Raw genomic sequence first — 23,413 nt, forward strand, 5'->3', positions numbered from 1 at the left:
GCTCCTTCTACTACGACGTTACGAAGCGACCTCAATCGCATCGCTCAATTTCAATCCACCCATGCCACGCAGATTCAACACCACATCACTGGAGCTACTGGAGCCCAGGCTGACACTTTGAATATGTGCATAGTTGGCCAAAGTTAACTCTTCGGTTTTGCCGTTCACCAGTCCGCTGGCCTTGACCTTATAGTTGCCGGCCGGCACTTTTTCACCGCTTTCGTTGGTACCGTCCCAGGAAAAATCGACGTTACCAGTCAGAGTCTTGCCTTGTGACTCAGTCAAGGTGAAGGTCTTCACCAGCTCACCACTGCTATTTTCGACACGGATCGAGATGTCAGTTGCGCCGTTGGTCAGACTTAACTTGCCATCGATCCCGTCACTGCCGTTGACATAACCCTCATTGCTGGGTATCAGCACTTTCTTACCGACCAGAGTCGATGCCTGCAACGCCTGATTCGACGTCATGACCGAATTCAGACTCTTCAGCTGACTGGTCATATCGGTGATCCCCTGCAGGGTACTGAACGAGGTCATTTGACTCACCATCTGGTTGTTGTCGACCGGCTTGGAGGGATCCTGATAAGCCAGCTGATTGCTCAACAACTTGAAGAAGTCGGATTGCTCCAGCGTCTTCTTGTTGGTTGTCGCCGCCGTATCTGTTGCCGTTTCGGTCTGCCAGCGCAGCGCATCCAGCGAGCTATTGGTGGTGTTATTAACTGTACTCACGCTCTACCCTCCTCAACCCTTGCCCATGCGTAATGTCTGCAGCAACATCTGCTTGGCAGAATCAGCAACCTGAACATTGGTCTGGTAGGAACGAGTGGCACTCATCATGTCGGCCATCTCTTCTACCGGATTGACATTCGGGCGGTAAATAAATCCATCCTTGTCAGCCATGGGATGCGTCGGATTAAACTCACGCAGCAGAGGAGCTTGGCTTTCCAATACCCCCTTGACCTCAACCCCAACAGCACCTTCTTTTTCTCCCTGCATCACATCGGCTAATGCAGAGGCAAAAACTGGCCGCCTGGCGCGGTAAGTTGTTTCCGCACTGGAGCTGACGCTTTCGGCATTTGCCAAATTACTGGCAGTGGCATTCAGACGCACCGATTGCGCACTCATTGCGGAACCCGCTATATCAAAGATACGGAACAGACTCATGCCTGATCTCCTTTAATCGCCTTGAGCAAACCAGATATGCGGCTATTAAGAAATTCCAGAGACGCCTGGTATTCGAGCCCATTTTCCATAAACGAGGTACGCTCCTGCTGCACATCCACCGTGTTCCCATCGCCCGTATCTGGTTGATTTGGAACACGATATTTAACGTTTCCTGCGAGGGATGAGCTGCTGCCCCCCTGGATATGGCGCGCATCCGATGTCGCCAGAGCAAAACCGCTTTGGGTGCGAGATTGCGCCTGCTCCAGTGCGGAGGAGAAGTCGAGGTCTCGAGCTTTGTATCCGGGGGTATCAGCATTGGCAATATTTGCCGCCAGCACCTCAGCCCGAGCGGACCGGGCTCCGATGGTGTACTGATGAATCCCAAACGCTTTATCAAATGAAATGGCCATGGCGCACCTCCTGCCAATAACTTAGCAAGAGGTGTGCCATAACAAGAGGATGGTTATTTGACTTTGTAGACAATACCGGGGTTGCAGCGGATCATCTCAAAACGATCGGTCAGACCGGTCAATGATTCCGAAGCCCCCAGCATCAGGTAACCGCCAGGATTTAGACTTGAAGCAAACTGGTTCAGGATCTTGGACTTCACTTCCGGAGCGAAGTAGATCAGCACGTTGCGACAAAAAATAATATCGAACTTACCCAGCAGACTGTAATTATCGAGCAGGTTGAAGGGCCGGAAACTCACCAATTTTTTGACGCGTTCGCTGACCCGCATCTTGTTGTCACCATAAGGCTCGAAAAATTGACGCTTTCGCTCCGGCGACAAGCCTCGCGCCAACGCCAGGCTATCGTAAATCCCCTCTTTGCATTGATTCAACATGGAAGCCGATATATCGGTACCGACGATCTGCACCCCGCCAGGCAGGGTTCCTGGTCGTTTGAACTGGTGTTCCAGCGCAGTCATGGCGATGGAATAAGGCTCTTGCCCTGAGGAGCTGGCTGCCGACCAAATCTTCAACGGGCGCCCCGCCTTTCCCAGCTCAAGAAAAATTTTATCGGTAAGCAACTGAAAAGGATAAACATCTCGAAACCATAACGTTTCATTGGTCGTCATGGCATCGACCACAGTCATCTTTAGATCCCGTTCCTTGGGATCCATCGAACGCTTGATCAGATCAGAGAGTGTGGCCGCACCGAACTGCCCCAATAAGGGGGCAAGTCGGCTCTTGACCAGATACTGCTTATTGGCGCCCAGCACAATACCGCTTTGGGCCTCCAAAAAGGCACTGAACTGTTTATATAGGTCTTCGGACAGTGTCTTCATTAAAATTCTGCATTGGTTGATTACATCGCATCCTGAACGGCCTTGGCCAATTCATCCGGGTTAAACTTGGCAATGAAATTGTTAGCCCCCACTTTCTGCACCATTGCCTGGTTGAACACTCCGCTGAGCGAAGTGTGCAGTATGATATGCAACCCTCTGAGCGCGGGAGTGTTTCTAATTTCAGCAGTCAGGGTATAACCATCCATTTCCGGCATTTCGATATCGGAAATAACCAAGGAGATTTGATCCTCGATGGGTCCCTTTTTTGCCATATCATTCAACATGTTCAGCGCGTCTTTGCCATCTTTGGCCAGCAGGCATTTCACGCCAATGGTATTCAAGGCTCGTTCAACTTGCTTACGCGCAACCGAGGAGTCATCGGCGACCAGAACCGGACGGCCGTGAGGATCATGCTTCGGACTTTCGGCAACCAGCTCCTTGCTGACTTCGGTGTTAATGGGCGAAATTTCATCCAGAATTTTCTCCACATCCAGGATTTCAACCAATTCGCCATCTACCTCGGTCACTGCCGTCATATAGTTGAAACGACCCGCGCCCTTGGGCGGCGGCAAAATCGACTCCCAATTCATGTTGATGATTCGCTCAACCGAGCCGACCAAGAATCCCTGCACCGAGCGATTGTATTCCGCAATGATGATAAAGCACTTGGAAATATCGGCGATAGGACGCCCACCGGTTGCCAAGCTCAAATCAATCACGGAAATAGTCTGACCCCGGATGTGGGCAACACCCCGGACGTAAGGATGTAATTTCGGCATGACCGTCAATTGCGGGCATTGCAACACTTCGCGCACCTTGAACACGTTGATGCCAAATCGTTGACGTCCATTCAAACGAAAGAGCAACAACTCAAGGCGGTTCTGTCCCACCAGTTGGGTCAGCTGATTTACTGAGTCCAGGATACTCGCCATAATTCTCTCCATTTTGAGGCCGGTGGCACCAATCCTGCATTACCCAGTACAGGCAAAGCGGTTGTTGCAGGCTGTTGTTCTTCACGATGCCTGTATCATCCACGGGGTCATCGTCTTATTGCAAGGATAGTAGATTCTTATATGTCGTTATTTTGCTTTATCAGCAAGCACTTGAACATGATTAGTCGTCATAGTCTGATCTTGCCAACACTCCTGCTCGCCAATAGCCTTCATGCCGACGAGACAATCACCGAGCAGATGCGAACACTGGCGGAACAATTCATCTACAACCAGATGGTCATAGACCCAACCAGTCAGGTCGAGGTCACGGCAGCAACGATCGATACCCGTCACGCCATGCACCCATGCGACAAGAACCTTACAGCTAGTGTAGCCGGAAATGGCGATATCAAACGAAATACTACGGTCAGGCTGGTTTGTGAAGCAGAGCCACGCTGGGAGGTGTATGTTCCTGTCCGGGTTACCATTCTTCGCCCTTTTGTGACGGTCGCCGATGCCATCACCAAGGGTAGCGTCCTGACAGCCTCCAATCTAAAGCTAGACTTCATGGACGAAGTGATGATACGGGGTGACAGCTTTACTGAAATTGAACCTTTAGTTGGCAGCCGCAGCAAACGCGATCTGCGACCAGGCCAGCCTGTGCGACATAATCAAATCTGTGTAGTATGTAGAGATGATACTGTGCAGATTGAAGCGACAACATCGGCGCTTTCCATTAAAACCAGTGGCAAAGCCTTGCAAGATGGAACCTTTGGCCAATCAATCCGGGTTGAGAATCTTCGCTCAAAACGGGTCATCACAGCGACGGTCGAAGCCGTGGGCCAGGTGAAGGTAAAAATGTGAAACAGATTTACTTTTTTCCTAAAGTTAGTCCCTTGGTAGCCGATAAGCAGGCTAGAAGCGAATTACGCAAACAATAGGTAGCTCATCATGGCCATTCATAACGTCAACAACCTGATGAACAACCATTCCGGTAAGATCACGACGGGAACCGCAAGCCAAAGCAGTTCGAACGTCAGCAATCCGGCAGAGGTTGACGCGCAGGCAAAAAGCCAGCCACGCCAAGATGCGGTATTGCTTACCGATCAGGCTCAGGGGCTGAATAAATTGCAGCAACGAATCAAAGATGCGCCATCAACCAATCAAAGCAAGGTGGAAGCACTCAAGGCCGCCGTTGAAAAAGGCGACTATCGCGTTGATAGTCAGCGGGTTGCCCAGAAGATGTTGGATCTGGAATCCAATCTGGATTCTCTGACCCGATGACCGGACTCAATGAGCTGCTGCTGCAGCAAGATAAATTGCTGGATGACATGATGCTGCTGCTGGAGGAAGAGTTTGTCCTTCTCAAGCAGCGTCAGGCGCTTTCCCTTCCCGATATTGCCAGCAAGAAACAATTCCTGCTTGAACAGCTCCAGCGCAATGATGCTTCCATCAGCCATCATCCTGACCAGCCGCAACTCAATGGTCCGCTTTCCGCACAAAAAGAGCATCTGGTTGAAAAACTGCGGCAGTGCCAAGAGCGTAATGAAGTCAATGGCAAGCTGCTGGAGCTGAGTCTGGCATCTAATCGCCGCCTGTCTGGAGTGCTGAGCCAGATCCGTGACCGCAACAGCATGACCTATGACAGCAAGGGCACAGCCCATGCCGTCGGTCATATGAATCTCAACTTGAAAGCCTGAGCCTTACAGCTCCAGCCCGGTTCGATTGAGAAATGAAAACGCCAGGTTAATACCTGGCGTTTTCATTTTTAGCGCGAGCGCCTTGGCGTCAACTAGAACGCGCCTTGCAGCTTGTACAGATCGAACAACACCCGGGTATCCAGCTCCAATTCGGTGGCGTACATATTGTCTATCGGGTAGCTCTTGAGAACTCGAGCTCCGCGCACCATGCCATCCACCGAGGCCTGTAGCTGATTACTGGTTTGCACCGCATCACGCAGGGTGGTGGAGCCCTGCAGCGATTGACCGTACACCTGTTCGGTTAGTTCGCGATAGGCATCCAACTTGGATGCCCGGATGGCCTGTAACATCTTCTCACCTTGGCTGGGGCCAGGCTGCACATCGACAACCGCATAACCAATCGCTCGCAGGATTGGAAAACGCTCCGGCTCCTCGACCTGATATCGAGTCACGCCATTTTGTGAGCAACCACCCAGCCACAACAGGCTCACAACGATCAGGCACTGTTTCCACATCATATTCGCCTCAATGGGTTAATGGCACCGAGTTACTGTATTGTCCATACGGGAACTCGCCACGCACAATCATGCCCTTGGTCACGGTCACCGCACGTCCTGAGTCGAGTCCCCCCTTGAGCAGACTGGTCGGCACAAAACCTTGTGCCGTCGCTTCGACCATCCGGGTCTTCAGGCTGACAATGCGGGCGTTGATGACAATTCCTTTTTCATTCCGGGACATGGTTCCGGTGAGTATGCGCGAAGCAGGCACTCGCTTGGAAAGTTCGGTCCAGTCGCGGCTGAACACAAAATCCCCTTCCGGCGTCACCTTGATACTGCCGGTCAGCTTATAATCCAATACCACCTCACCTCGACGATGCAACTCATGGACCATGTCTTCCGCGATCTGTTGACCTAACCAGTTGGTATTTTCCAGAGTATTCAGGTTTACGAACGAGGTCACTGCAATCGGCGACAAGGTTGTATTGCCAGCCAGTTTATTGGTAAACAACCGATCCGCCATAGAGGACACCAGGCGATTGAGCTCACCGCCCTCGACGGAATAAGGGTCGCCCTGGCTGGCAGATTCTGAGGAACAGCCACTCAGCAACAACAAGCACATCCATAAGGCCGTTTTTTTCATAACGTGTTCCAACCTGTTTGTTATTCGGCGTTTCACCTGTATCGGCCAGACCATGCATTCCTTAAGCCGGAATTGCACCTTTTAAGGTTCGGCATACAAAATGCATTTACCTGCTCAAATCCCTAGCAAGATGAATACCATGAAACGATGGATTTGGCTGATATTCCTGCTGGCATGGCCAGCATACGCACAATGGATCACCGCCAGTGGCAGTGCGCCCATCATCAATGGCGATCAGGATGAAGCCCGGGCTCAAGCCACCCAGGATGCTCTGCGGCAAGCCATGCTGCAGGCTGGCGCATCCGTATCCAGCATCCAGAGCCTGAGCAATGGCGCCCTGATTCGGGATCAGTTCCAGATCCGCGCCAACAGCGAGATCCGTCAATACAATCTGTTGCAGGAAGAAGTCCGCAACGGGCGGCTCAGTGTCAGCCTACGCGCCTATATAGTTGCAGATCGCACCCGCTGCGCCGGTGCCAGCTATGCCAAGGGCATCACGCTGGTTCGCTTTCGCTTTGCCAATCCGGAACAGGCCAGCTACGGCCAATTGTTCGACTTGCATCGCGAGCTGACCCGTCAAATATTTAACCGCTTGGGAAAATTAAGCCAGAATTTTGTCACTCGTCGCTGGCTGGACGCCAACCTCGGGCTGGACCCGCGCCGACTGGAGCAAGGCGAAACGGGTTACATCGGTCAGATGCAAAGTCTGGCCGCCGAAACCGATAGCCAGTATCTGTTGTTTGGTGTGCTGGAGGATATTTCGTTGCGCGATGCCGATGGCAATATGCTGGAGCAATGGCTGCGCGATCCCATCCGTCACTTCACCCTGCAGTTGTATCTGTTTGATGGTCTGACCGGGGAACTCGTCGATCAACCGCACTATGAAACCGAAGCTATCTGGGACTTTGCCAAGCAGGAGGGCGTGGATGTAACTTCACAACGTTTCTGGAGTTCGGCGTATGGCCAGGAAATTACCGCTCAGCTGAATCGGGCAGTGCAGGATATGCAGATGAAATTGCAGTGTACCAATCCGGTGGCGCGCATTCTGCGCATCGATGGCGACAACTACCATATCAATTTGGGTAAGCGTCACGGTATCAAGACCGGCGAACGCTTCTACATAGAACACAAAGCCAACTTCACCGATGGCTATGGTCGGGAACGAACCGTTCGCAACCCGGCGATGGGACAGATGGAAGTCAAACGAGTGTATGACAATAATGCCATCATGATGCCGCTGAACCGCTATGCGGCCGGCAACATCCAGATCAATGATCTGGCGATTCTGGAATAACCCACTGATCAGACTGGACGTATTGTGCATCCGGTCTGGCTTTCAACGTTTGCTTTGTTATAATGCCCGCCGCCTTCGGCTCACGCCTTGAAGGCTTGGGTCCCCGTAGTTTAACTGGATAAAACTGTTGCCTCCTAAGCGACCGATCTGGGTTCGATTCCCGGCGGGGACACCATAGCAAAACGCAGCCCAAGGCTGCGTTTTTTGCTTTTGGAACATAGCGCTTGGAACATAGTGTCAAACCCCCGAGGCCAATGTTCCGGCTAATACGGCAACAGTTGCCGCCCAAATGCCCCATCCCAGCTACCGAGCGACAGGCATTAACTCAACTGTTTCGCGGGGGATGTCGTTGCGGGCTACTGTGGGCAAAGCGCATACCGAGTGCGGCGACGGCGCAGACAAACAGTAACAACGCGCTGATGAGCAGCAGCCGGGTGATCAACTCCTGATGCCGGATAAACAACGGGATCGACATCATACCCCTCCCCAACAGACTCAGCAGCTGAGTCCACAAGAAGGCACTGGCAAAACTGGCCACAACCATGCGCAGCGGCGGCAGTTTTCCCATGCCCATCAACATGGGTGTCAACACCCGAATCACCGGCACAAAACGCGATGAAAACATGGCTAAAAAGCCATACCGCGACAGCAGTTGCGTCGCTTGGAACAGGCGTTGCTGCGGAACGATCCGCTGCAAATGGTCCATCAGCACGGTTCCTTGCAGGACTCGCCCCTGCAGATAGGCCAGCAAGCTTCCCATCCCGGCCGCGCATGGCAGATAAAGCAGCGTCACCTCAGGCCCTAACACTCCGACTCCGACCAAGCCGCCAGCTAACAGCATCAAACTGTCACCGGGCAAGGGCAGAAACACAAAGCTGGACTCCAAAAACAGGATGACAACCAGGCAACTGATCAACAAGCCCACGGAATGGAGTGCCACTAACTGATCAAAATCCTGATTCCAAATGGCCAGCAACATGTCATACATGCAATTCAACTCTCATCATAGGGTTTCGGCACATCACCAAACTCGAGATATCGACAGGACGCTTGGATGTGGTCGCGCCAAGAGCGCATTTTACCCGGATCCACATCAACCTCAGTTCAACGGCTTGATGAAAAAACAACGAGAGCAAGCCGGAGACCCGGAATATCCAGACCACCAGGTATATCGAGACCCCGGCAATAGGTGACAAAAAAGCGCCCGGAGGCGCTTTTCTTATCGGAGCGGCATTTATTGCACGCTGATGCGGGCAAACTTACGCTTGCCCACCTGCCAGACAGCGGTGCCAGAGGTGACCAGCAATTTGCCATCGCTCACCACCTCACCATCCCGCTTGACCGCGTTCTGCTTGATCATGCGCAGGGCTTCCGAGGTCGTTTCAACCAGGCCAGCGTCTTTGAGCAAATTGGCCACCGCTATGCCTTCGGCGTCGGCGGCCACCGTCACTTCCGGCATCTCGTCGGGAATGGCGTTCTTGGAGAAACGCTGGGTGAAGTCATTGTGTGCTGCCTCGGCCGCCGCCTCATCGTGGAAACGGGCAATGATCTCCTTGGCCAGCCAGATCTTCACATCCCGCGGGTTCAGGGTACCGGCAGCGATCCCTGCCTTGAACTCCGCCAACTCGGCCAACGAACGAGCGGACAGCAGTTCATAGTAGTTCCACATCAGCTCGTCGCTGATCGACATGATCTTGCCGAACATATCATTGGGCGCATCATGGACACCGATGTAGTTGTTGGCCGATTTGGACATCTTCTTGACGCCATCAAGCCCCACCAGCAGTGGCATGGTCAGCACACACTGGGTCGGCATGCCAGCATCTTTTTGCAACTCGCGCCCCATCAACAGATTGAACCGTTGATCGGTACCGCCCAGCTCAACGTCAGCCTTCAGAGCCACGGAATCGTAGCCTTGTAGCAGTGGATAGAGAAACTCGTGGATCGCGATGGACTGGCCACCCGCATAGCGCTTCTTGAAGTCATCCCGTTCCAGCATGCGCGCCACGGTCTGTTTAGCCGCCAGCTTGATCATGCCAGTTGCGCCTAGCTCCTTGAGCCAGGTGGAGTTGTATTCGATACGGGTCTTGGCCGGATCCAGGATCTTGAATGCCTGCTCGGCATAGGTCTTGGCATTGAATTGAATCGCTTCTTCCGACAGTGGAGGCCGGGTGGTGTTCTTGCCAGAAGGGTCACCGACTTGCGCGGTAAAGTCACCAATCAGCAGGATGACCTCATGGCCAAGCTCCTGGAAGGTCCGCAGCTTGTTCAGGATAACAGTGTGGCCCAGGTGGATATCCGGAGCAGTTGGATCCATCCCCAATTTAATCCGTAACGGACGACCTTCTTTGAGTTTGGCAACCAACTCTGATTCAACCAGTATCTCTTCGGCTCCGCGCTTGATTTCGGCCAATGCGGCTTCCAACTGGGACATTCTTCTGCACTCCGTAACTAAATGAAAAAACGCGTCCATCTTACGGAATGGCGGCGGCAATGGAAAGTCTGTAAACTGGCGCGGTTCTAAGACCCCTCACGCCGCAAGGCGCGTGGCACAACTTCGACGGGCATTCGCCCTGATCCGGCACTGAATAAGTAGTAACTAAATAGATGGCATTTTCGGATTGCATTCACATCGTTTTCATCGGCTCTTGTCGCCACGGGTCGCTGGCGCTTCGCTATCCAGCTGCTCCGGCTACTCCTCTGGTGAGTGCTTACCCACATCACAACCCGGTCAGGAGCCAGCCCCATGAGTGAGTTGTATGTCGGCTTGATGTCCGGAACCAGCATGGATGGTATCGATGCCGTACTGGTTCGTTTTCATGGCGAGCGTCCAGAGTTGCTGGCCAGCCATGCGCAGCCCTGGCCCGTCAAGGTCACTAATCGTCTGCATGCCCTGTGCAACCCAGGTCCGAATGAAATTGATCGCATGGGCGAGATGGATCAGATCGTGGCCGTGCATTTTGCCGGCGCCGTGCGCGCTCTGCTGGCCAAAACCGGCCATCATCCGAACCAGATCAAGGCCATCGGCTCCCACGGCCAGACCATCCGTCACCGTCCTGAATTAGGGTTTACCCTGCAGATCGGCAATGGCGCCCGACTGGCAGTCGAAACCGGTATCGACGTGATCTGCGATTTTCGCGCCAAGGATATGGCTCTGGGTGGCCAAGGGGCTCCACTGGTCCCCGCCTTCCATCAGGCGGTATTCGGTTCGAAGAAAGGGCCGCGGATGATCCTCAACATCGGCGGCATCGCCAATGTCTCGGTATTGCCAGGCCCGGATGATCAGGTCTTTGGCTTCGATACCGGACCAGGAAATACCCTGATGGATCAGTGGTATCGCAAGCACAAGGGCGGCAGTTACGATCCCAAGGGTGCTTGGGCCGCCAGTGGTTGGGTCAACACCGAATTACTAGGGCGCTTACTGGGCCACCCCTATTTTCATATGCCACACCCCAAGAGCACCGGGCGAGAAACCTTCACCCTGCCGTGGATGGAGCTGTTTTTGGCCGAACGACCGCCGATGCGCGCCGAAGATGTGCAGCGTACCCTGCTGGAATTCACCGCCCGCAGCATCACCGATGCCATAGGTCCGTTGGCGATTGGCATTCCCGAACCGGAGCTCTTTGTTTGCGGCGGCGGTGTACATAACGACGCACTCATCTATCGTCTGATGGACCTGTTACCCGGTTGGCGACTCGATTCGACCGATGCCCTGGGTCTGCACCCCGACTGGGTCGAAGCAATCGCCTTTGCTTGGCTGGCCAAGAGTTTTCTCGATGGCCGGGCCGGTAATCTCTCCGCCGTGACCGGCGCCAGCCGTCAGGCAATCCTCGGTTGTCTGTGTCCGGCGCGCTGACGTTCCGGTTTCATCAGCCATCATGACCAAGGGCGCCTCGAGAGGCGCCCTTGGCGTATTGGATCCTGACAACCACTGACGCCCGCTCAACCGGCGCGCACAAACTCAGGCAACACCGCCAGCCACTGTTGCCAGCGGGTTACCGCCACCTGCAGCGCCTCAGGCGTATGCTGCTTGGGAGGCAGCAAACCCCAGATCGGTTTCGGCCAAGCCGCATCTTCTTGAAACCGCGCCACATGGTGCAGATGCAACTGCTCCACCACATTACCAATGGCCGCGATATTGAGTTTGTCCGGCATCAGCGACACCTGCATCAGACGGGCAATACTGCAAGATTCCGACAGCAAGACTCCTGCTTCGTCTTCGAGCTCATAGATTTCACGGACTCCCGCCCGGCGCGGCACCAGAATCAGCCAGGGATAGCGGCTCTCTTTGGCCAACAGCACCCGACTTAACGGTAAATCACCCAACCAGACCGTATCGGCAGCCAGAGTCGGGTCGAGTTGGAATGCAGCATTCTGTTTAGCCATCGGCAATCTCATCAACAAAGCAGAGGAAGGATTTCAGACTAGCTTACCCGCCGCAACGACGGGTGCAAGGCAATTCATCCATCCATCAGCGCAAGCCATTCGCAACACAGCGACAGTCACTCAGGAGTGATTAAAATTGCTGCACGGCCCAACCGATAAAGCGCTTTCGCTCTTCTGGTGTGGACTGCAAAAATAGTTGCTGCAGGGCCTGCTCCCGGGATTGCGACGCTGCAGTGGTCATGTCAGCCGCTGCAGCGGTGGATGGAGCGGGAGCCACTGTCGCCGCAGCAGTGACTCCAGCCGTAGCGGCCACGGCGCTTGCCGTTGCTACCTGGCTCGCTGCGGCCGTCTGACTGGCCGTGGCAGCCGCTTCGTCCCGCAGATGATCGGCGAGCAGATCTTGATAATCGATGCCCAGAACAAACCCTTTGAGGGCTATCGGCTGCTGACGCAGGCTTTGCTCTGGATACGCGCTGCCGCTCAGCGTTATGGCGGGGCTTTTCACGTATTGCTCCATGGCCGACTCACTGTTCAGTTGCGGCGCGCTGAGCGTCAAGGTCTCGTCACCCTTAACCAACACATGCAGCACCTGAGGATCCGAGGTCACCTCGATATCACTCTCGGAGTTGCTCCGGGCCGGCAACACGCCTTCGTAACGCACCAACAACTGATGCTCACCAGGGCTCAGGGTCAAGTTGCTACCGCTGATCGACTGCTGGGGCGACACCGCCAGCACTCGCAACGGCGCCTTGATGATCAACTCGGCCGCCGACAACGGCAGGCTCAGAAACAGGCTTAACAGGATCAATCCACCACGCATCACGCACTCCTTTCAATTGGGATGGCGCTAGCCTAGCAGGCAATTGTGACACTTTTGTCACATGACAACCCGATGGCGCTTTGATGACAGCGGCGGCGGATTGGGGGGCTGCCGAAACAAAACAGGCCTCATCACGAGGCCTGTTTCGAATGTCCCGGTGCTTCAGGTTGCCGGAGGAAACTGTTGTTGCAGATAGGCAATGATATCCAGCGACTCATACAACCAGTGACTACGACCGGCATCATCCTGGATGCGCAAACATGGAACCTGCCGCTTGCCACCGCCAACCATCAGCGCCTCCAGATGTTCCCCTTGGGCGATGTTGCGAGTCTCAAGCAATAGTCCAGCCTCGCGGCAATAGTCCGTCACGCGCACACAAAATGGACATGAAGGACGCATATATAGCGCCAGACGGGATAAATCGGTAACTGCGGGAATGGTCATATCAAGCTCCCAGAAGATGAATCGCCAGGCCAGTTTATCAGGCTGTTGGCGATTCATCCCGCAGAAATGCTTTCAAAGCGCGACGCAGAGCTTCGGAAATCAGCTTATCGACGAGGAAATCAGACTGACACGGTCGCCAGAATGCTTCATCGGTGATGACGGCTGAGTCACCGAACTATGCCCACTCCCGGTGGCCAAGGGAGCATGCACGGGAGCCCGTGAGTGCAGTGTCGGTCCCCAAGAGGGCTCTGTTCTCACCGCCGCAGGGGCTTTCTCACTGAAATAGGAAGCGACCAGAATCGCCAGCATGGCTCCAACGGCCACAATTTTACGAGTTTTCATACCACTACCTCCACCATCATTCAGGATTACTCATCCATCAATTGATGCCGCTCATCATGAAATCCCTCTTCACTCTGTGCCAGCTTCCAAAATGGCACCGCATATAACAGTTCTCTGTGCTGCTGACGTTGCTGTTTCAAATAACGTCGCAGCTGCTGCAGCGGCTTGGCTTCACCCGCTGCGGTGACGCAAACCGTCGTCTGCGGCCATGGCCAGGCTTGTGCAGCCAGGCTCCACTCCCCTTGATGGGGATCGGCATCCACCAACCAATGCACCTCGACACCATCCGGTGCGATCAGCGTCTGGATATCCGAGGCGTGTGGCACGCTGATAAACGCCGCACCTTTGGCCTCGGCGGGTAACTGGGCCAATAAGGCCGCCAGCATCGGCAGGGCCGTCAGATCCCCGGCCAGTAATTGGTGACTGTCGGTGTGCAACCAGGCCCAGGGTTTGCCGGGAAGGGATACCCCGAGGCAAGCGCCTATCTCGGCGTGCCGCGCCCAATTGACGGCCGGACCCGGAACACCATGCAGAACAAAATCAATCGCCAGACACTGGCCATCAAAATTCTGGACCGTGTAGGTGCGGATCGTCGGTTTTTGAGTTGCATCCGCCCAGACCGGACCGCCAGCACCCCATTGCGGCAGCAAAGGCTCAGCTTGCCCCGGTTGCGGGAATAACAATTTCAGGTGAGCCCCGACGCAATCGACCGGAAAAAAAGCCAGCCCCTCACCGCGTAACCAGATGCGCATGACATGAGTCGAAATCTGGCGCCGCTCGGCCAACCACAACAGCTGTGCTCGGGGGGATAGGGGTTTTTCCTGAGCGGTCATCGGATTCTCCTTTTTGTTTCATCTACGACTGATTATACAAAGATGATAATAATTATCACTTGGTTTTTGATATTATCTTCCTCGCACTCCTGCGCACGATGCGCGCCCAGGCGCAATCGCCATCCGGTGGCGCCGGGACAAAACAAACGGGCCCCAGAGGGGCCCGCTACAGAAGGGTTGGTGATATGAACTCGTTGCAGAGTTAAATCGAGAAGGAAGATCCGCAGCCACAGGTTGCGGTCGCATTCGGGTTGGTCACCAGAAACCGGGAGCCTTCCAACCCTTCGATGTAATCCACGCTGCCACCGACCAGGTACTGCAGACTCATGCCGTCCACCACCATGGTGACGCCGTTTTTCTCAATCACGGTATCACCATCATTAATGCTTTCGTCGAAGGTAAAACCGTACTGGAAGCCGGAGCAACCACCGCCGGTAATGTAGACCCGCAGCTTGAGATCCGGGTTTTCCTCCTCGGTAATCAGGTTCTTGACCTTATTGGCCGCAGCATCCGTCATCTGGATGGGAAACTGTATCTCAACGCTATCGCTCATGGTGTTACCTCATAATCATTGACCATGGGATTATCCAATACCCGAGTGGTCAGTTCAAGTATTCACCGCCCGCCATCGAATCAGCGCGAGCGCATGTCAGATCTATCAGCGCCTTCCCTGAGGATGCCCGGCGATACCGGCCCCCGGCAGATTTTGATATAGTCGCCCTATCGCGTGTCCGCCTCATCACGACCTGCGCCTGATGTCAGTAAGGAACCTTTATGTCTGCCCAATCCCTACGCTCTGCCCAGTTATTCGAACAAGCCCGCCACTCCATCCCCGGAGGGGTCAACTCCCCCGTCCGCGCCTTCAACGGGGTTGGCGGTACGCCTCGCTTTATCGCCAAAGCCGATGGTGCCTATCTGTATGATGTGGATGGTCAGCACTACATCGACTACATCGGCTCCTGGGGGCCCATGCTGTTAGGCCATAATCATCCGGCGATCAAAGCTGCAGTGCTGGAAGCGGTAGAGCGGGGCTTAAGCTACGGCGCTCCCACCGAAATTGAAGTGCAGATGGCCGAAACCATCCGCAGCCTGCTGCCCTCCATGGAGATGACCCGCATGGTCAACTCCGGCACCGAGGCGACCATGAGCGCCATTCGTCTGGCGCGGGGCTTCACCGGACGCGATAAGTTCATCAAGTTTGAAGGTTGCTACCACGGCCATGCCGACGCGCTGCTGGTCAAAGCTGGCTCCGGCGCCTTGACCTTGGGGCAACCCAACTCCCCCGGTGTGCCAGCCGATTTTGTCAAACACACTCTCGTCTGTGATTACAACAATCTGGCTTCCGTGCGAGCGGCGTTCGAGCAATACCCGCAGGAGATCGCCTGCATCATAGTCGAGCCGGTGGCCGGTAACATGAACTGCATTCCGCCAGTTCCAGGTTTTCTGGAGGGCTTGCGAGCACTGTGCGACGAATTCGGTGCCCTACTGATTTTTGATGAGGTGATGACCGGATTCCGGGTCAGCCTGCAAGGCGCCCAAGGCTTCTACGGCATCACTCCGGATCTGACTACGCTGGGGAAAATCATCGGAGGCGGCATGCCAGTCGGCGCCTTCGGCGGTCGTCGCGAGATCATGGAATATCTGGCTCCCGTGGGCCCCGTCTATCAGGCCGGAACACTCTCCGGCAATCCGGTCGCCATGGCCGCCGGTCTGGCGATGCTGCAGGCCATTCAGCAGCCAGGATTGTACGAAGCACTCAACCGCAAGAGCCAACGGCTGGTCGAAGGCTTGAAACTGGCCGCCGAACGCAACTCCATCGCCTTGAGTACCACCCAGGTCGGCGGCATGTTCGGCTTCTTCTTCAGCGCTGAAACCGAGATCCGCAGCTTCGAGCAAGTGACCCGCTGTGACATGGCGGCCTTCCGTCGGTTTTATCATCTGATGCTGGAGGAAGGTATTTATCTGGCACCCAGCGCCTATGAGGCAGGCTTTATTTCACTGGCCCATGGCGATGCCGAAATTGACGCCACCTTACAGGCCGCTGATCTGGCATTTGCCCAGCTGCGTAATGAAGGCTTTGGTATTTAACTCATGGCGCGCCGCGAGTCACTGCGGCAGCAATAAGGATCCCCAATGCACAGCAAGACTGAACTGATCAGCGCGGCCGAGGCACTACCCGGTCGCGACGAGGCCATGCGCCTCAATCCCCAGCACTTTGTTTCCGGTCACTCCATGTTGGCGCCCTATCCGGCGGGTCTGGAGTTGGCCTATTTTGCCATGGGCTGTTTCTGGGGTGTCGAGCGCCTGTTCTGGCAGCAGGCCGGCGTCTATACCACCGCGGTCGGTTATCAGGGCGGCTTTACGCCCAACCCCACCTATCAGGAAGTCTGTAGTGGTCTGACAGGCCATGCCGAAAGCGTGCTGGTGGTATTTGATCCCCAGCAGATCCGCTACGCCGATCTGCTGAAATTATTCTGGGAGCAGCACGACCCGGCACAGGGTATGCGCCAGGGCGGCGATATCGGTACCCAGTACCGCTCGGTGCTGTTCACGCTGAATGACACTCAGGCCGCAGCGGCCGAAGCCAGTCGCCAAGCCTTCCAACAGGCCATGGTCGCGGCTCAGGATCCTCGCCCGGTCACGACCCAGATCACGCCGGCTCCGGTGTTCTATTTCGCCGAAGAGTATCACCAGCAATATCTGGCAAAAAATCCGCAAGGGTATTGCGGCCTGGGCGGCATCGGAGTCTGTCTACCGCCGTCCCTCCAAGGCTAAAAGCGAGTGAGTACTCACCGGGGACGGGCTGAGAGAGGAATCCTCTGTCAGCCCGTTTTTTTATAGCTAAATGATGTTAATCCCTGGCTGATGGCGGCCGATACTCAGGGTATAACCTCCGTTCGAGCAGGATGTCTGCCATGCGTATTACCAATCAGAAGCTGGTGCAGGCGGCTGAGCATCAACACCAGCAGCAACAGATACGTCAGCAGGTCACCGTCAGCGGCCAACCACTTCCCGCCCAGGAGATCCGCGTCAGCCAGCGCAGTGAACAGTACCGCGAGATGGCCGTCAGTAGCACCCAGATCACCCCCTTGAGCAGCAACTACCAGCCCGCCGAAGTCCAGCAGGCCACGACCCTCAACCGTCGGGAGCTGGCCCGTCTGGCCAAGGAGCAGCAAGCTAGCGAAGGGGCGCGACAACTGGAGAAATTTCGTGCCGAGCGCGCGCAGGAGCAGCCCCAGTTGCACAACTTTCAATCCACCGCCAGCGGCAGCACAGCGAGCCTGAGCGGATTGGACGAAGGAGATCTATCGCTGGATAGCCATATGCGCATTCTCAAGGCCCTGCTGGAGGCCATGACCGGTATCAAGATCCACCTCGGTGGCTCACGCCCGGCAGATGCTCAGAGTGTTGCCACCTCAGGCGGAGCAACGATCCCGAGCACAGCGGCTGCCCCAACCACCACTCCTGCCGAAGCGCCGCCAGCCGTCGATCAGACGGTGCAAGTCACCGAACTCAAGATGGAGCAGGAGCAACTGCGCTTTGTCGCCAAGGGCTCGGTCACCACAGACGATGGCCGCGAGATCCAGATTGATCTTGGTTTTGCGCTGGATTACCAATTGACGGAAGTGAGCGAACGGTTGACCAAAGCCTCGGCTCTCAAAGATCCCCTGGTACTGAATCTGGAAGGTCAGGTCGCCGGCTTCACACAAGCCCGTTTCGACTTCGATCTGAGCGGCGATGGCGTGCAGGAACGCCTGCCGATGTTGGCCAGCGGTTCAACCTTTCTGGCGCTGGATCGCAACGGCAATGGCCAGATCGACAATGGGACCGAGCTGTTCGGCGTGCAGAGCAGCAACGGCTTTGCCGATCTGGCACAGTTTGATCAGGATGGGAATGGTGTCATCGATGAGGGTGATAGCGTGTTTGCCGAGCTGCGGCTGTTCCGCCCTGGCGAAGCCCTGCTGACGCTGGGCGACAAGCAGATCGGCGCCATCATCCTCAATGCCACCGCCACTCCCTTTATGCATCTGGCGGCCCACCAGGGCACCGACGGCGAAAGCCCGGCCGTACTGCGCCAGACCGGCCTTTATCTGACAGAAGATGGCAAAGCCGGTACCGTGCAACAGATCGATTTGCGGGTTTAAGCGTCCAGCGGCACCAGACTTATGGCCAAGGGCCGCTTATCCCCTCGATGCAGTGGTAGCCCCCTATGGCACTTACGGCTGACCATCAGTCAAAAGGGGCCGTAGGCCCCTTTTGATAGTTCAGTTTTAGTTTGTCGTGTTAATCCGCGGAAACCGTCACCACCATGCTTGAATGAATTGGCAAGAAGGCCCGGCTTTCCAGGTGATAGGGAATGACATATTCACCGGCAGTATTGGCGGTAATCGTAAAATCGCCGAGTTGATAGCCGTAGGATCCTGAGTATGGCTCTCGTTTGTATGACGACAGATCCAAGGTACAACGTAGCTGCTGACCCGCATTTTCCGGCTGACACAAGGGCGAACTGATCGCCAGCTCAGGAACCTGGCCCACATCGAAAACCACCTCACCCCTCACGCCGTTGGAGTACAGGAGGTCCGTTTCTGGCAGCCAGGTGAGGGAACCCGTTACCGCCGCCCCCACTTTCGGTTTGGAGTCGATCCATAGGCGAGTCGTGATCGCGGCTGGAGTACTATAAGTATCCAACGGCATGGTTCCACCCAAGAACTCGGCCAGATTGGTTGACAAATCGCCATCCGGATCCTCACCCGCATCATCATGTTGCGGATCGAGTCCGACAATCGCCTCCCAGTCATCCCACATACCATCGCCATCGCTATCGCGTAGCGATTTGATGCGAGGATCAAACAGATAAGCCCGGGGAACATAGGCGGTCTTTATTTCGCCACTTTTTACCGAATGAATGCTGACACTACGAGATGAGCTTCCCGCACCATCATAAATCAGGTCATCAAACCTCAGCGTCATGGAGGAAGCCTCACCCAGAAGACCGATTGTCCCGTTATCAGGTACCAGATAAGAATCGTCGTTCCACTGGATGTCCGTCATGGAGAAATAACCATCATCCATCACCGAGTTCAACTCAGTGAAAACCCGGACCTTACCTTTCGTTCCCAAATAGAGATCACCACTGATAGTCTGGTTATAGTGGGTCTTGGTGTAGTCACACTCGCGGGAATTACGTAGATCCCCGATATAGATATCATCTTGCGGGTCCGCCGCCTTATATAGCATGTCCGTGACCGCCAACTGATCACACTGACCTGCATTCTTGACCGTTACCGTCCCCTTGACCTGCTGCTGCACGCCTTGGTCTGACGTCTGCGTGACATTGTTGGTAATCACATAATCCAGTGGCTCATCCAGTGTCTGATCCCAGCGACTGATGGCCAATGTCTGGCGCCCCTGCAGCTCCACACCATCCAATTGGCAGTGATCGAAGTCGAGATACAGAGTGCCTTGATCCGTCCACTCATTGAGTTGCCCCCCAATAAGACCGCTACCCGAATCACAGGAAAAACTGTAACTGGAGGCCGGCTCCATCCGGGAAAGTGTACGCGGTGATAGCGCAGCACCGGCTGCACGCTGGGTCATGGTACTCATGACCGACATATAGCTTTCCGGCTGTTGCAACGCCAATTGGGTATAGAGTGGTACATCGGTGTAATTCAGTGTGGCCTTTTGCTGATTGCCACCATACTGCTCCAGCAGCGACGGGGCCGGTTGGGTTGTATTGTCTCCGCCGCCCCCACAACCGGACAATATCGCCATCAACATCAGCGTAAGTTGCTTCTTCATTCTTGTCGTATCCCGTTAGATAATGATTCAAACGGCAACACTTTAGAGTGATTTCTCAAATCAACAAGCAATGGAAAATACGAGATATTCCGAAAGTGACGCGCCTCCCAAAATGTAAATAAACGTAAGGCATTTAGACATAACCAGCATTGATGGCCCAGGAAAAGGTTAACCGCTCTGGGGATAACGGGTAGGGATGCAGAAGTAAATCGTCAGCCGAAACCCTTCAATAAAACAGGGGGCTTTGAAAGCCCCCCTTGGTTATGGATCCCCTCTGTTTACGGGGCGATTTGATACTCGCTAGCACCTATATCCGGGGCAGCACCAACAACCCGTGGTAAACCTTGCCAATCGGTATCGCCAAGACCATCCACGACAACACCCGCATCCCGTGCCGGGCTATCCGCCTGCAACAGATAGTCATGATTGATATCAACGCCAGGATTGTCGGTGAACAGGTTATTTCCACCGATGGCACTGTAACCAACAGGGAAAATATTATTGGTAATTAATTGTTGGTCATAATTATTGCCATTAAACAGTGATTCCTTTTCACTGCCATGCGCAGCAATAAATAAATTATTCTTAAACTCAAAGCTTGCAACAGACCCCGGGCACGGATGTATAACACCTGTCCCTACGAATGTATTGTTAATCAATCCAACAGTGTTGTTATGCGCACATACATCTCTTATCAACCATGAGGAACCATTTGCTTTGTTCACAATTAAGTTGTTTTTTAAATTAAAATCTTGGCGAACGGCAAACAGATAATCAACATAGTAGTCCATTACTATTTTATTCCCCTCCACCACTGGTGACTCAATTAAACCAGAAACAACAAAATGGCCATTTGGTCGTCCATGACCATTTATGGTTATATTACAATTTTTAATTGTTTTACCAGCATGGATAGGGGCAGCAGAAGGCGTGTAGATAGTTACCCCATCTAATACATCAACATTTATGCTATAAGAATAACCAAGGCTTTCTGATAAATAATCTGAGCTCTCTGGGTTATACAGCCACAACTGACTATTGGGACTACCTTTCAGAATAAAACCATCAACATTCCCCGCCTGAACTGCACCTACATAAATACCATCTGGAATAGTATATTCTAATTGACCTTGATGCTGAGCATTCAATATTTCTTGATTGATAGTGGATGTGTCATGCCCAACCACAAGCAAGGACTTACTTGTTGTGGTTTCTGTCAAAGCACCATAATAGGTCGTGACCGTAAACGAAATATCATGGGTTCCAACAGCAGATGGCTTATCGAAGATAATATTCCCGCCCATTAGAGAGGAAAAGTAACCTAGAATCACATCGCACGTGAAACTGTTATCTGTATAGTTGCAATTCCAGCTATTGTTACTGGATACAATAGGTTCAAAGCTATTGATTTTCAGGTCTGAATCGGTCCATTCGCCATGGATAGAAACTTTCGATGGCCAACCATTTCTATTTGAATGGAAATAAACCGGGAATGTCATGTGATTATTAATAGATTCAATTCCCCACGCATGCGTCATCTCTGAGATTGTATAGGTTGCATCCGAAGCAGATATTTTTAAATCAATAGATCCAGATCTTATCTGCAGATCACCACTCCAACTGGAGCTCAAGTAAGATGACAAGGGAACGCCATGCAGCGTTATGGCTATATCTCCCAGAGAGAGCGTTTGAGGCGAATCGCTAGCAAATTGCGAGAGATCAATATTTTTACAGATGAGTTTCTCACTATTTTTGTTATAGACACACGGTGAGTTAGTGCTAGGAGTAACATCGATACCTTTGAACAACGACATATCCAGTATCAAATCGTCACGAATCTTATAGTTTTTAAGCCAAGGGGAAACTGTTCCTATTATAGATATCGACACAACAGATTTATCATTCTGATAAATAAGCTCGGGTTGTTCAATAGACAAATGCAGGCTATTGTCAATAGGCCCTGCGTTGTCGAATCGATCGTTTATTGACGAGCCAACAATAAACTCGAGGTAGTTACTTAAACCATCATCATCAGAGTCTAGGCCTCGATCATCGACCGCTGGATCTGAACCATAAAATTTTTCCCAGCCATCCCACATACCATCACGATCAGAATCTGAGAAGTTTACTAAAACATCAACTCCCAGATACCAGGTCGGCATATCATACAAATGTTCTGATTTACCATCGCCGTCCTGATCAAGAGAAATGGTTGTCCTTCTTTCCTCTAAATGTGAATAGTCAGGCATTACCTTTTGACTAGCTATATTCAATGAACTGTGCTTACCTGTCAGACGAAGGTAACCAGATATTGGCAATGTATACTTTTGATTGGGAACATTACTATATATATCCCCCATGCTATAATTCTGCGATGTAGAAATTGATACTTTCCCAGTTTTGGCGAGATAAAGAGATCCCGATATATCAAGTCTATCACACAAATTCTTGGTGGTGAGATGATCAACATATACATCTGATGTTTTGTCGTTACTGCTATATAGCATATTCTCTATGGTGACTTCACTACACTGACCCTGATCTGTCACCGTTAAATCGCCATTTAACTCTTGATAATCATCATTGAGTGAATAACGCAACTTATCATTACTGATGATATAATCGAGCGGGGTGATATTATTCAAATCCCAACGCAGGTATTTAATGGCCTGCTTTCCAGACAAATAAAAACCACTCTGATAACAATCATTAAACTGATACGTCAGAGTACCAACTCCGGTATTATCATCCAGCTTCCCCGAGACAGTCCCGGAGCCAGTGATGCACTCCAGACGTTCATTGATCTGTTTGCGGGAGTCTCGACGCAGTGCCATAGCCGCATGTGGCGCAGGCAAACGAGCCCGAGCTCTTGCGGCTACAGTGGGTAATAAAGCATCATGTTCAGGCGCATCAGCTGCAATATAGAGCTGTTTTATATAAGCCGCTTGGTTGCTCTCATTGAGGACCACATCGTCCTTGACCCCCTGATAGAGAGCCAGCAAATCCCGATCCTCACTACCTCCCGAGCTGCCTCCCCCCGTATCGGTACCACCGCTGCCCCCACCGCCGCCACAGCCCGCCAGTAACAATACCGCTACAATTCCCGCACTCCATTTCATAGTTATCATCCAGTTAGGTATCAATTGGATGCCAATCTATCGGGCTTTTGCTCTATAGCAACGCCAGCGATTACTTTTTTACCAATCTATGAGAGAGCTCACGACTGTAAACATATGTAAACCAACGCTGATGACTTAGGCCCGGTGGA

The 23,413-nt window shown here is 53.4% G+C and carries 24 protein-coding genes and 1 tRNA gene; 9 read left to right on the top strand and 16 right to left on the bottom strand.

The features are described 5' to 3' along the window. Positions 1 to 18: 18 nt before the first annotated feature. The 5 genes from ACZYUB_RS08530 to ACZYUB_RS08550 are packed head-to-tail and all read right to left on the bottom strand — an operon-like array spanning position 19 to position 3,384. Positions 19 to 729: a flagellar hook assembly protein FlgD gene (locus ACZYUB_RS08530; protein ID WP_463947106.1), complete on the bottom strand. Its 711-nt coding sequence runs from the start codon at positions 727 to 729 to the stop codon at positions 19 to 21. Between the two features lie 12 nt (positions 730 to 741). Further along, positions 742 to 1,164, bottom strand: a complete 423-nt coding sequence (flgC, locus tag ACZYUB_RS08535; RefSeq protein ID WP_463947107.1) for a flagellar basal body rod protein FlgC — start codon at positions 1,162 to 1,164, stop codon at positions 742 to 744. Further along, positions 1,161 to 1,574, bottom strand: a complete 414-nt coding sequence (gene flgB, locus ACZYUB_RS08540) for a flagellar basal body rod protein FlgB (RefSeq protein WP_463947109.1) — start codon at positions 1,572 to 1,574, stop codon at positions 1,161 to 1,163. Before flgB ends, flgC begins: the two co-directional genes overlap by 4 nt. 53 nt (positions 1,575 to 1,627) lie before the next feature. Next, on the bottom strand, positions 1,628 to 2,452 hold the full coding sequence (locus tag ACZYUB_RS08545) for a CheR family methyltransferase (protein WP_463947110.1): 825 nt from the start codon (positions 2,450 to 2,452) through the stop codon (positions 1,628 to 1,630). Positions 2,453 to 2,472: 20 nt separating this feature from the next. Continuing rightward, positions 2,473 to 3,384: a chemotaxis protein CheV gene (locus ACZYUB_RS08550; protein WP_463947111.1), complete on the bottom strand. Its 912-nt coding sequence runs from the start codon at positions 3,382 to 3,384 to the stop codon at positions 2,473 to 2,475. 141 nt (positions 3,385 to 3,525) lie between these two features. Here ACZYUB_RS08550 and flgA point away from each other — a divergent pair, with 141 nt between their 5' ends. From flgA to flgN, 3 genes are all read left to right on the top strand, one after another. Continuing rightward, a complete protein-coding gene (gene flgA, locus ACZYUB_RS08555; protein WP_463947113.1) occupies positions 3,526 to 4,248 on the top strand; it encodes a flagellar basal body P-ring formation chaperone FlgA in 723 nt (240 codons plus the stop codon). A gap of 87 nt (positions 4,249 to 4,335) precedes the next feature. After that, on the top strand, positions 4,336 to 4,668 hold the full coding sequence (flgM, locus tag ACZYUB_RS08560) for a flagellar biosynthesis anti-sigma factor FlgM (protein WP_460882148.1): 333 nt from the start codon (positions 4,336 to 4,338) through the stop codon (positions 4,666 to 4,668). Beyond that, positions 4,665 to 5,084, top strand: coding sequence for a flagellar export chaperone FlgN (flgN, locus tag ACZYUB_RS08565; RefSeq protein ID WP_463947115.1), 420 nt, complete (start codon positions 4,665 to 4,667; stop codon positions 5,082 to 5,084). Before flgM ends, flgN begins: the two co-directional genes overlap by 4 nt. Positions 5,085 to 5,176: 92 nt before the next feature. On the opposite strand, the gene ACZYUB_RS08570 is transcribed toward flgN, so the two are convergent. Next, entirely contained in the window at positions 5,177 to 5,602 is a 426-nt protein-coding gene (locus tag ACZYUB_RS08570) for an LPP20 family lipoprotein (protein WP_463947116.1), read from the bottom strand. 7 nt (positions 5,603 to 5,609) lie between these two features. After that, positions 5,610 to 6,224, bottom strand: coding sequence for a FlgO family outer membrane protein (locus ACZYUB_RS08575; RefSeq protein WP_463947117.1), 615 nt, complete (start codon positions 6,222 to 6,224; stop codon positions 5,610 to 5,612). A gap of 139 nt (positions 6,225 to 6,363) precedes the next feature. Here ACZYUB_RS08575 and ACZYUB_RS08580 point away from each other — a divergent pair, with 139 nt between their 5' ends. Beyond that, positions 6,364 to 7,518, top strand: coding sequence for a flagellar assembly protein T N-terminal domain-containing protein (locus ACZYUB_RS08580; protein WP_463947118.1), 1,155 nt, complete (start codon positions 6,364 to 6,366; stop codon positions 7,516 to 7,518). 99 nt (positions 7,519 to 7,617) lie between these two features. Then, positions 7,618 to 7,693 (top strand) — tRNA-Arg (locus ACZYUB_RS08585). A gap of 150 nt (positions 7,694 to 7,843) precedes the next feature. On the opposite strand, the gene ACZYUB_RS08590 is transcribed toward ACZYUB_RS08585, so the two are convergent. Beyond that, positions 7,844 to 8,506, bottom strand: coding sequence for a DedA family protein (locus tag ACZYUB_RS08590; protein WP_463947120.1), 663 nt, complete (start codon positions 8,504 to 8,506; stop codon positions 7,844 to 7,846). A 246-nt stretch (positions 8,507 to 8,752) separates the two neighbouring features. Next, entirely contained in the window at positions 8,753 to 9,952 is a 1,200-nt protein-coding gene (tyrS, locus tag ACZYUB_RS08595; protein WP_463947122.1) for a tyrosine--tRNA ligase, read from the bottom strand. A gap of 312 nt (positions 9,953 to 10,264) precedes the next feature. Between tyrS and ACZYUB_RS08600 the strand changes: the two genes are divergently transcribed. Continuing rightward, positions 10,265 to 11,374 carry an anhydro-N-acetylmuramic acid kinase gene (locus ACZYUB_RS08600; RefSeq protein WP_460882155.1) on the top strand — a complete coding sequence of 370 codons (1,110 nt, stop codon included), beginning with the start codon at positions 10,265 to 10,267 and terminating at the stop codon, positions 11,372 to 11,374. Positions 11,375 to 11,460: 86 nt separating this feature from the next. Here the strand turns inward: ACZYUB_RS08600 and ACZYUB_RS08605 are convergent, their stop codons facing one another. From ACZYUB_RS08605 to erpA, 5 genes are all read right to left on the bottom strand, one after another. Continuing rightward, positions 11,461 to 11,904 carry an HIT domain-containing protein gene (locus tag ACZYUB_RS08605; protein ID WP_460882156.1) on the bottom strand — a complete coding sequence of 148 codons (444 nt, stop codon included), beginning with the start codon at positions 11,902 to 11,904 and terminating at the stop codon, positions 11,461 to 11,463. A 130-nt stretch (positions 11,905 to 12,034) separates the two neighbouring features. Continuing rightward, the gene (locus ACZYUB_RS08610; protein ID WP_463947124.1) at positions 12,035 to 12,724 is read right to left on the bottom strand and encodes a DUF2057 family protein; all 690 of its coding nucleotides are present in this window, start codon (positions 12,722 to 12,724) and stop codon (positions 12,035 to 12,037) included. 162 nt (positions 12,725 to 12,886) lie between these two features. Continuing rightward, positions 12,887 to 13,168, bottom strand: a complete 282-nt coding sequence (locus ACZYUB_RS08615) for a glutaredoxin family protein (RefSeq protein ID WP_463947125.1) — start codon at positions 13,166 to 13,168, stop codon at positions 12,887 to 12,889. A 368-nt stretch (positions 13,169 to 13,536) separates the two neighbouring features. After that, entirely contained in the window at positions 13,537 to 14,343 is an 807-nt protein-coding gene (locus ACZYUB_RS08620) for a siderophore-interacting protein (RefSeq protein ID WP_463947127.1), read from the bottom strand. A 202-nt stretch (positions 14,344 to 14,545) separates the two neighbouring features. After that, a complete protein-coding gene (gene erpA, locus ACZYUB_RS08625; protein ID WP_460882161.1) occupies positions 14,546 to 14,896 on the bottom strand; it encodes an iron-sulfur cluster insertion protein ErpA in 351 nt (116 codons plus the stop codon). Between the two features lie 221 nt (positions 14,897 to 15,117). On the opposite strand from erpA, the gene hemL reads away from it, so the two are divergent. The 3 genes from hemL to ACZYUB_RS08640 all read left to right on the top strand — a co-directional run bounded on the left by hemL (position 15,118) and on the right by ACZYUB_RS08640 (position 18,488). Further along, positions 15,118 to 16,431, top strand: coding sequence for a glutamate-1-semialdehyde 2,1-aminomutase (gene hemL / locus ACZYUB_RS08630; protein ID WP_463947129.1), 1,314 nt, complete (start codon positions 15,118 to 15,120; stop codon positions 16,429 to 16,431). Positions 16,432 to 16,476: 45 nt separating this feature from the next. Then, positions 16,477 to 17,118, top strand: coding sequence for a peptide-methionine (S)-S-oxide reductase MsrA (gene msrA, locus ACZYUB_RS08635; protein ID WP_463947130.1), 642 nt, complete (start codon positions 16,477 to 16,479; stop codon positions 17,116 to 17,118). A 140-nt stretch (positions 17,119 to 17,258) separates the two neighbouring features. Then, complete coding sequence (locus ACZYUB_RS08640; protein WP_463947132.1) at positions 17,259 to 18,488, top strand: hypothetical protein; 1,230 nt, start codon at positions 17,259 to 17,261, stop codon at positions 18,486 to 18,488. Between the two features lie 139 nt (positions 18,489 to 18,627). Here the strand turns inward: ACZYUB_RS08640 and ACZYUB_RS08645 are convergent, their stop codons facing one another. Together ACZYUB_RS08645 and ACZYUB_RS08650 are read right to left on the bottom strand one after the other, a co-directional pair. Next, positions 18,628 to 20,145: a hypothetical protein gene (locus ACZYUB_RS08645; protein ID WP_463947133.1), complete on the bottom strand. Its 1,518-nt coding sequence runs from the start codon at positions 20,143 to 20,145 to the stop codon at positions 18,628 to 18,630. A gap of 278 nt (positions 20,146 to 20,423) precedes the next feature. Beyond that, the gene (locus ACZYUB_RS08650) at positions 20,424 to 23,264 is read right to left on the bottom strand and encodes a choice-of-anchor Q domain-containing protein (RefSeq protein ID WP_463947135.1); all 2,841 of its coding nucleotides are present in this window, start codon (positions 23,262 to 23,264) and stop codon (positions 20,424 to 20,426) included. Between the last annotated feature and the right edge of the window lie 149 nt (positions 23,265 to 23,413).

It is taken from the genome of Pseudaeromonas sp. HNCC25DJ182 (genome assembly GCF_055413365.1).

Excerpts from the sequence above, each read along its gene's own strand:
- ACZYUB_RS08605 (WP_460882156.1), bottom strand. The coding sequence starts at position 11,904 with ATGGCTAAACAGAATGCTGCATTCCAACTCGACCCGACTCTGGCTGCC.
- tyrS (WP_463947122.1), bottom strand. The coding sequence starts at position 9,952 with ATGTCCCAGTTGGAAGCCGCATTGGCCGAAATCAAGCGCGGAGCCGAA.
- ACZYUB_RS08620 (WP_463947127.1), bottom strand. The coding sequence starts at position 14,343 with ATGACCGCTCAGGAAAAACCCCTATCCCCCCGAGCACAGCTGTTGTGG.
- flgB (WP_463947109.1), bottom strand. The coding sequence starts at position 1,574 with ATGGCCATTTCATTTGATAAAGCGTTTGGGATTCATCAGTACACCATC.
- ACZYUB_RS08615 (WP_463947125.1), bottom strand. The coding sequence starts at position 13,168 with ATGACCATTCCCGCAGTTACCGATTTATCCCGTCTGGCGCTATATATG.
- ACZYUB_RS08645 (WP_463947133.1), bottom strand. The coding sequence starts at position 20,145 with ATGAAGAAGCAACTTACGCTGATGTTGATGGCGATATTGTCCGGTTGT.
- ACZYUB_RS08610 (WP_463947124.1), bottom strand. The coding sequence starts at position 12,724 with ATGCGTGGTGGATTGATCCTGTTAAGCCTGTTTCTGAGCCTGCCGTTG.
- flgA (WP_463947113.1), top strand. The coding sequence starts at position 3,526 with ATGTCGTTATTTTGCTTTATCAGCAAGCACTTGAACATGATTAGTCGT.
- msrA (WP_463947130.1), top strand. The coding sequence starts at position 16,477 with ATGCACAGCAAGACTGAACTGATCAGCGCGGCCGAGGCACTACCCGGT.
- flgM (WP_460882148.1), top strand. The coding sequence starts at position 4,336 with ATGGCCATTCATAACGTCAACAACCTGATGAACAACCATTCCGGTAAG.
- ACZYUB_RS08590 (WP_463947120.1), bottom strand. The coding sequence starts at position 8,506 with ATGTATGACATGTTGCTGGCCATTTGGAATCAGGATTTTGATCAGTTA.
- ACZYUB_RS08600 (WP_460882155.1), top strand. The coding sequence starts at position 10,265 with ATGAGTGAGTTGTATGTCGGCTTGATGTCCGGAACCAGCATGGATGGT.
- ACZYUB_RS08580 (WP_463947118.1), top strand. The coding sequence starts at position 6,364 with ATGAAACGATGGATTTGGCTGATATTCCTGCTGGCATGGCCAGCATAC.
- ACZYUB_RS08545 (WP_463947110.1), bottom strand. The coding sequence starts at position 2,452 with ATGAAGACACTGTCCGAAGACCTATATAAACAGTTCAGTGCCTTTTTG.
- ACZYUB_RS08575 (WP_463947117.1), bottom strand. The coding sequence starts at position 6,224 with ATGAAAAAAACGGCCTTATGGATGTGCTTGTTGTTGCTGAGTGGCTGT.
- erpA (WP_460882161.1), bottom strand. The coding sequence starts at position 14,896 with ATGAGCGATAGCGTTGAGATACAGTTTCCCATCCAGATGACGGATGCT.
- ACZYUB_RS08650 (WP_463947135.1), bottom strand. The coding sequence starts at position 23,264 with ATGAAATGGAGTGCGGGAATTGTAGCGGTATTGTTACTGGCGGGCTGT.
- flgC (WP_463947107.1), bottom strand. The coding sequence starts at position 1,164 with ATGAGTCTGTTCCGTATCTTTGATATAGCGGGTTCCGCAATGAGTGCG.
- ACZYUB_RS08640 (WP_463947132.1), top strand. The coding sequence starts at position 17,259 with ATGCGTATTACCAATCAGAAGCTGGTGCAGGCGGCTGAGCATCAACAC.
- flgN (WP_463947115.1), top strand. The coding sequence starts at position 4,665 with ATGACCGGACTCAATGAGCTGCTGCTGCAGCAAGATAAATTGCTGGAT.
- ACZYUB_RS08550 (WP_463947111.1), bottom strand. The coding sequence starts at position 3,384 with ATGGCGAGTATCCTGGACTCAGTAAATCAGCTGACCCAACTGGTGGGA.
- hemL (WP_463947129.1), top strand. The coding sequence starts at position 15,118 with ATGTCTGCCCAATCCCTACGCTCTGCCCAGTTATTCGAACAAGCCCGC.
- ACZYUB_RS08570 (WP_463947116.1), bottom strand. The coding sequence starts at position 5,602 with ATGATGTGGAAACAGTGCCTGATCGTTGTGAGCCTGTTGTGGCTGGGT.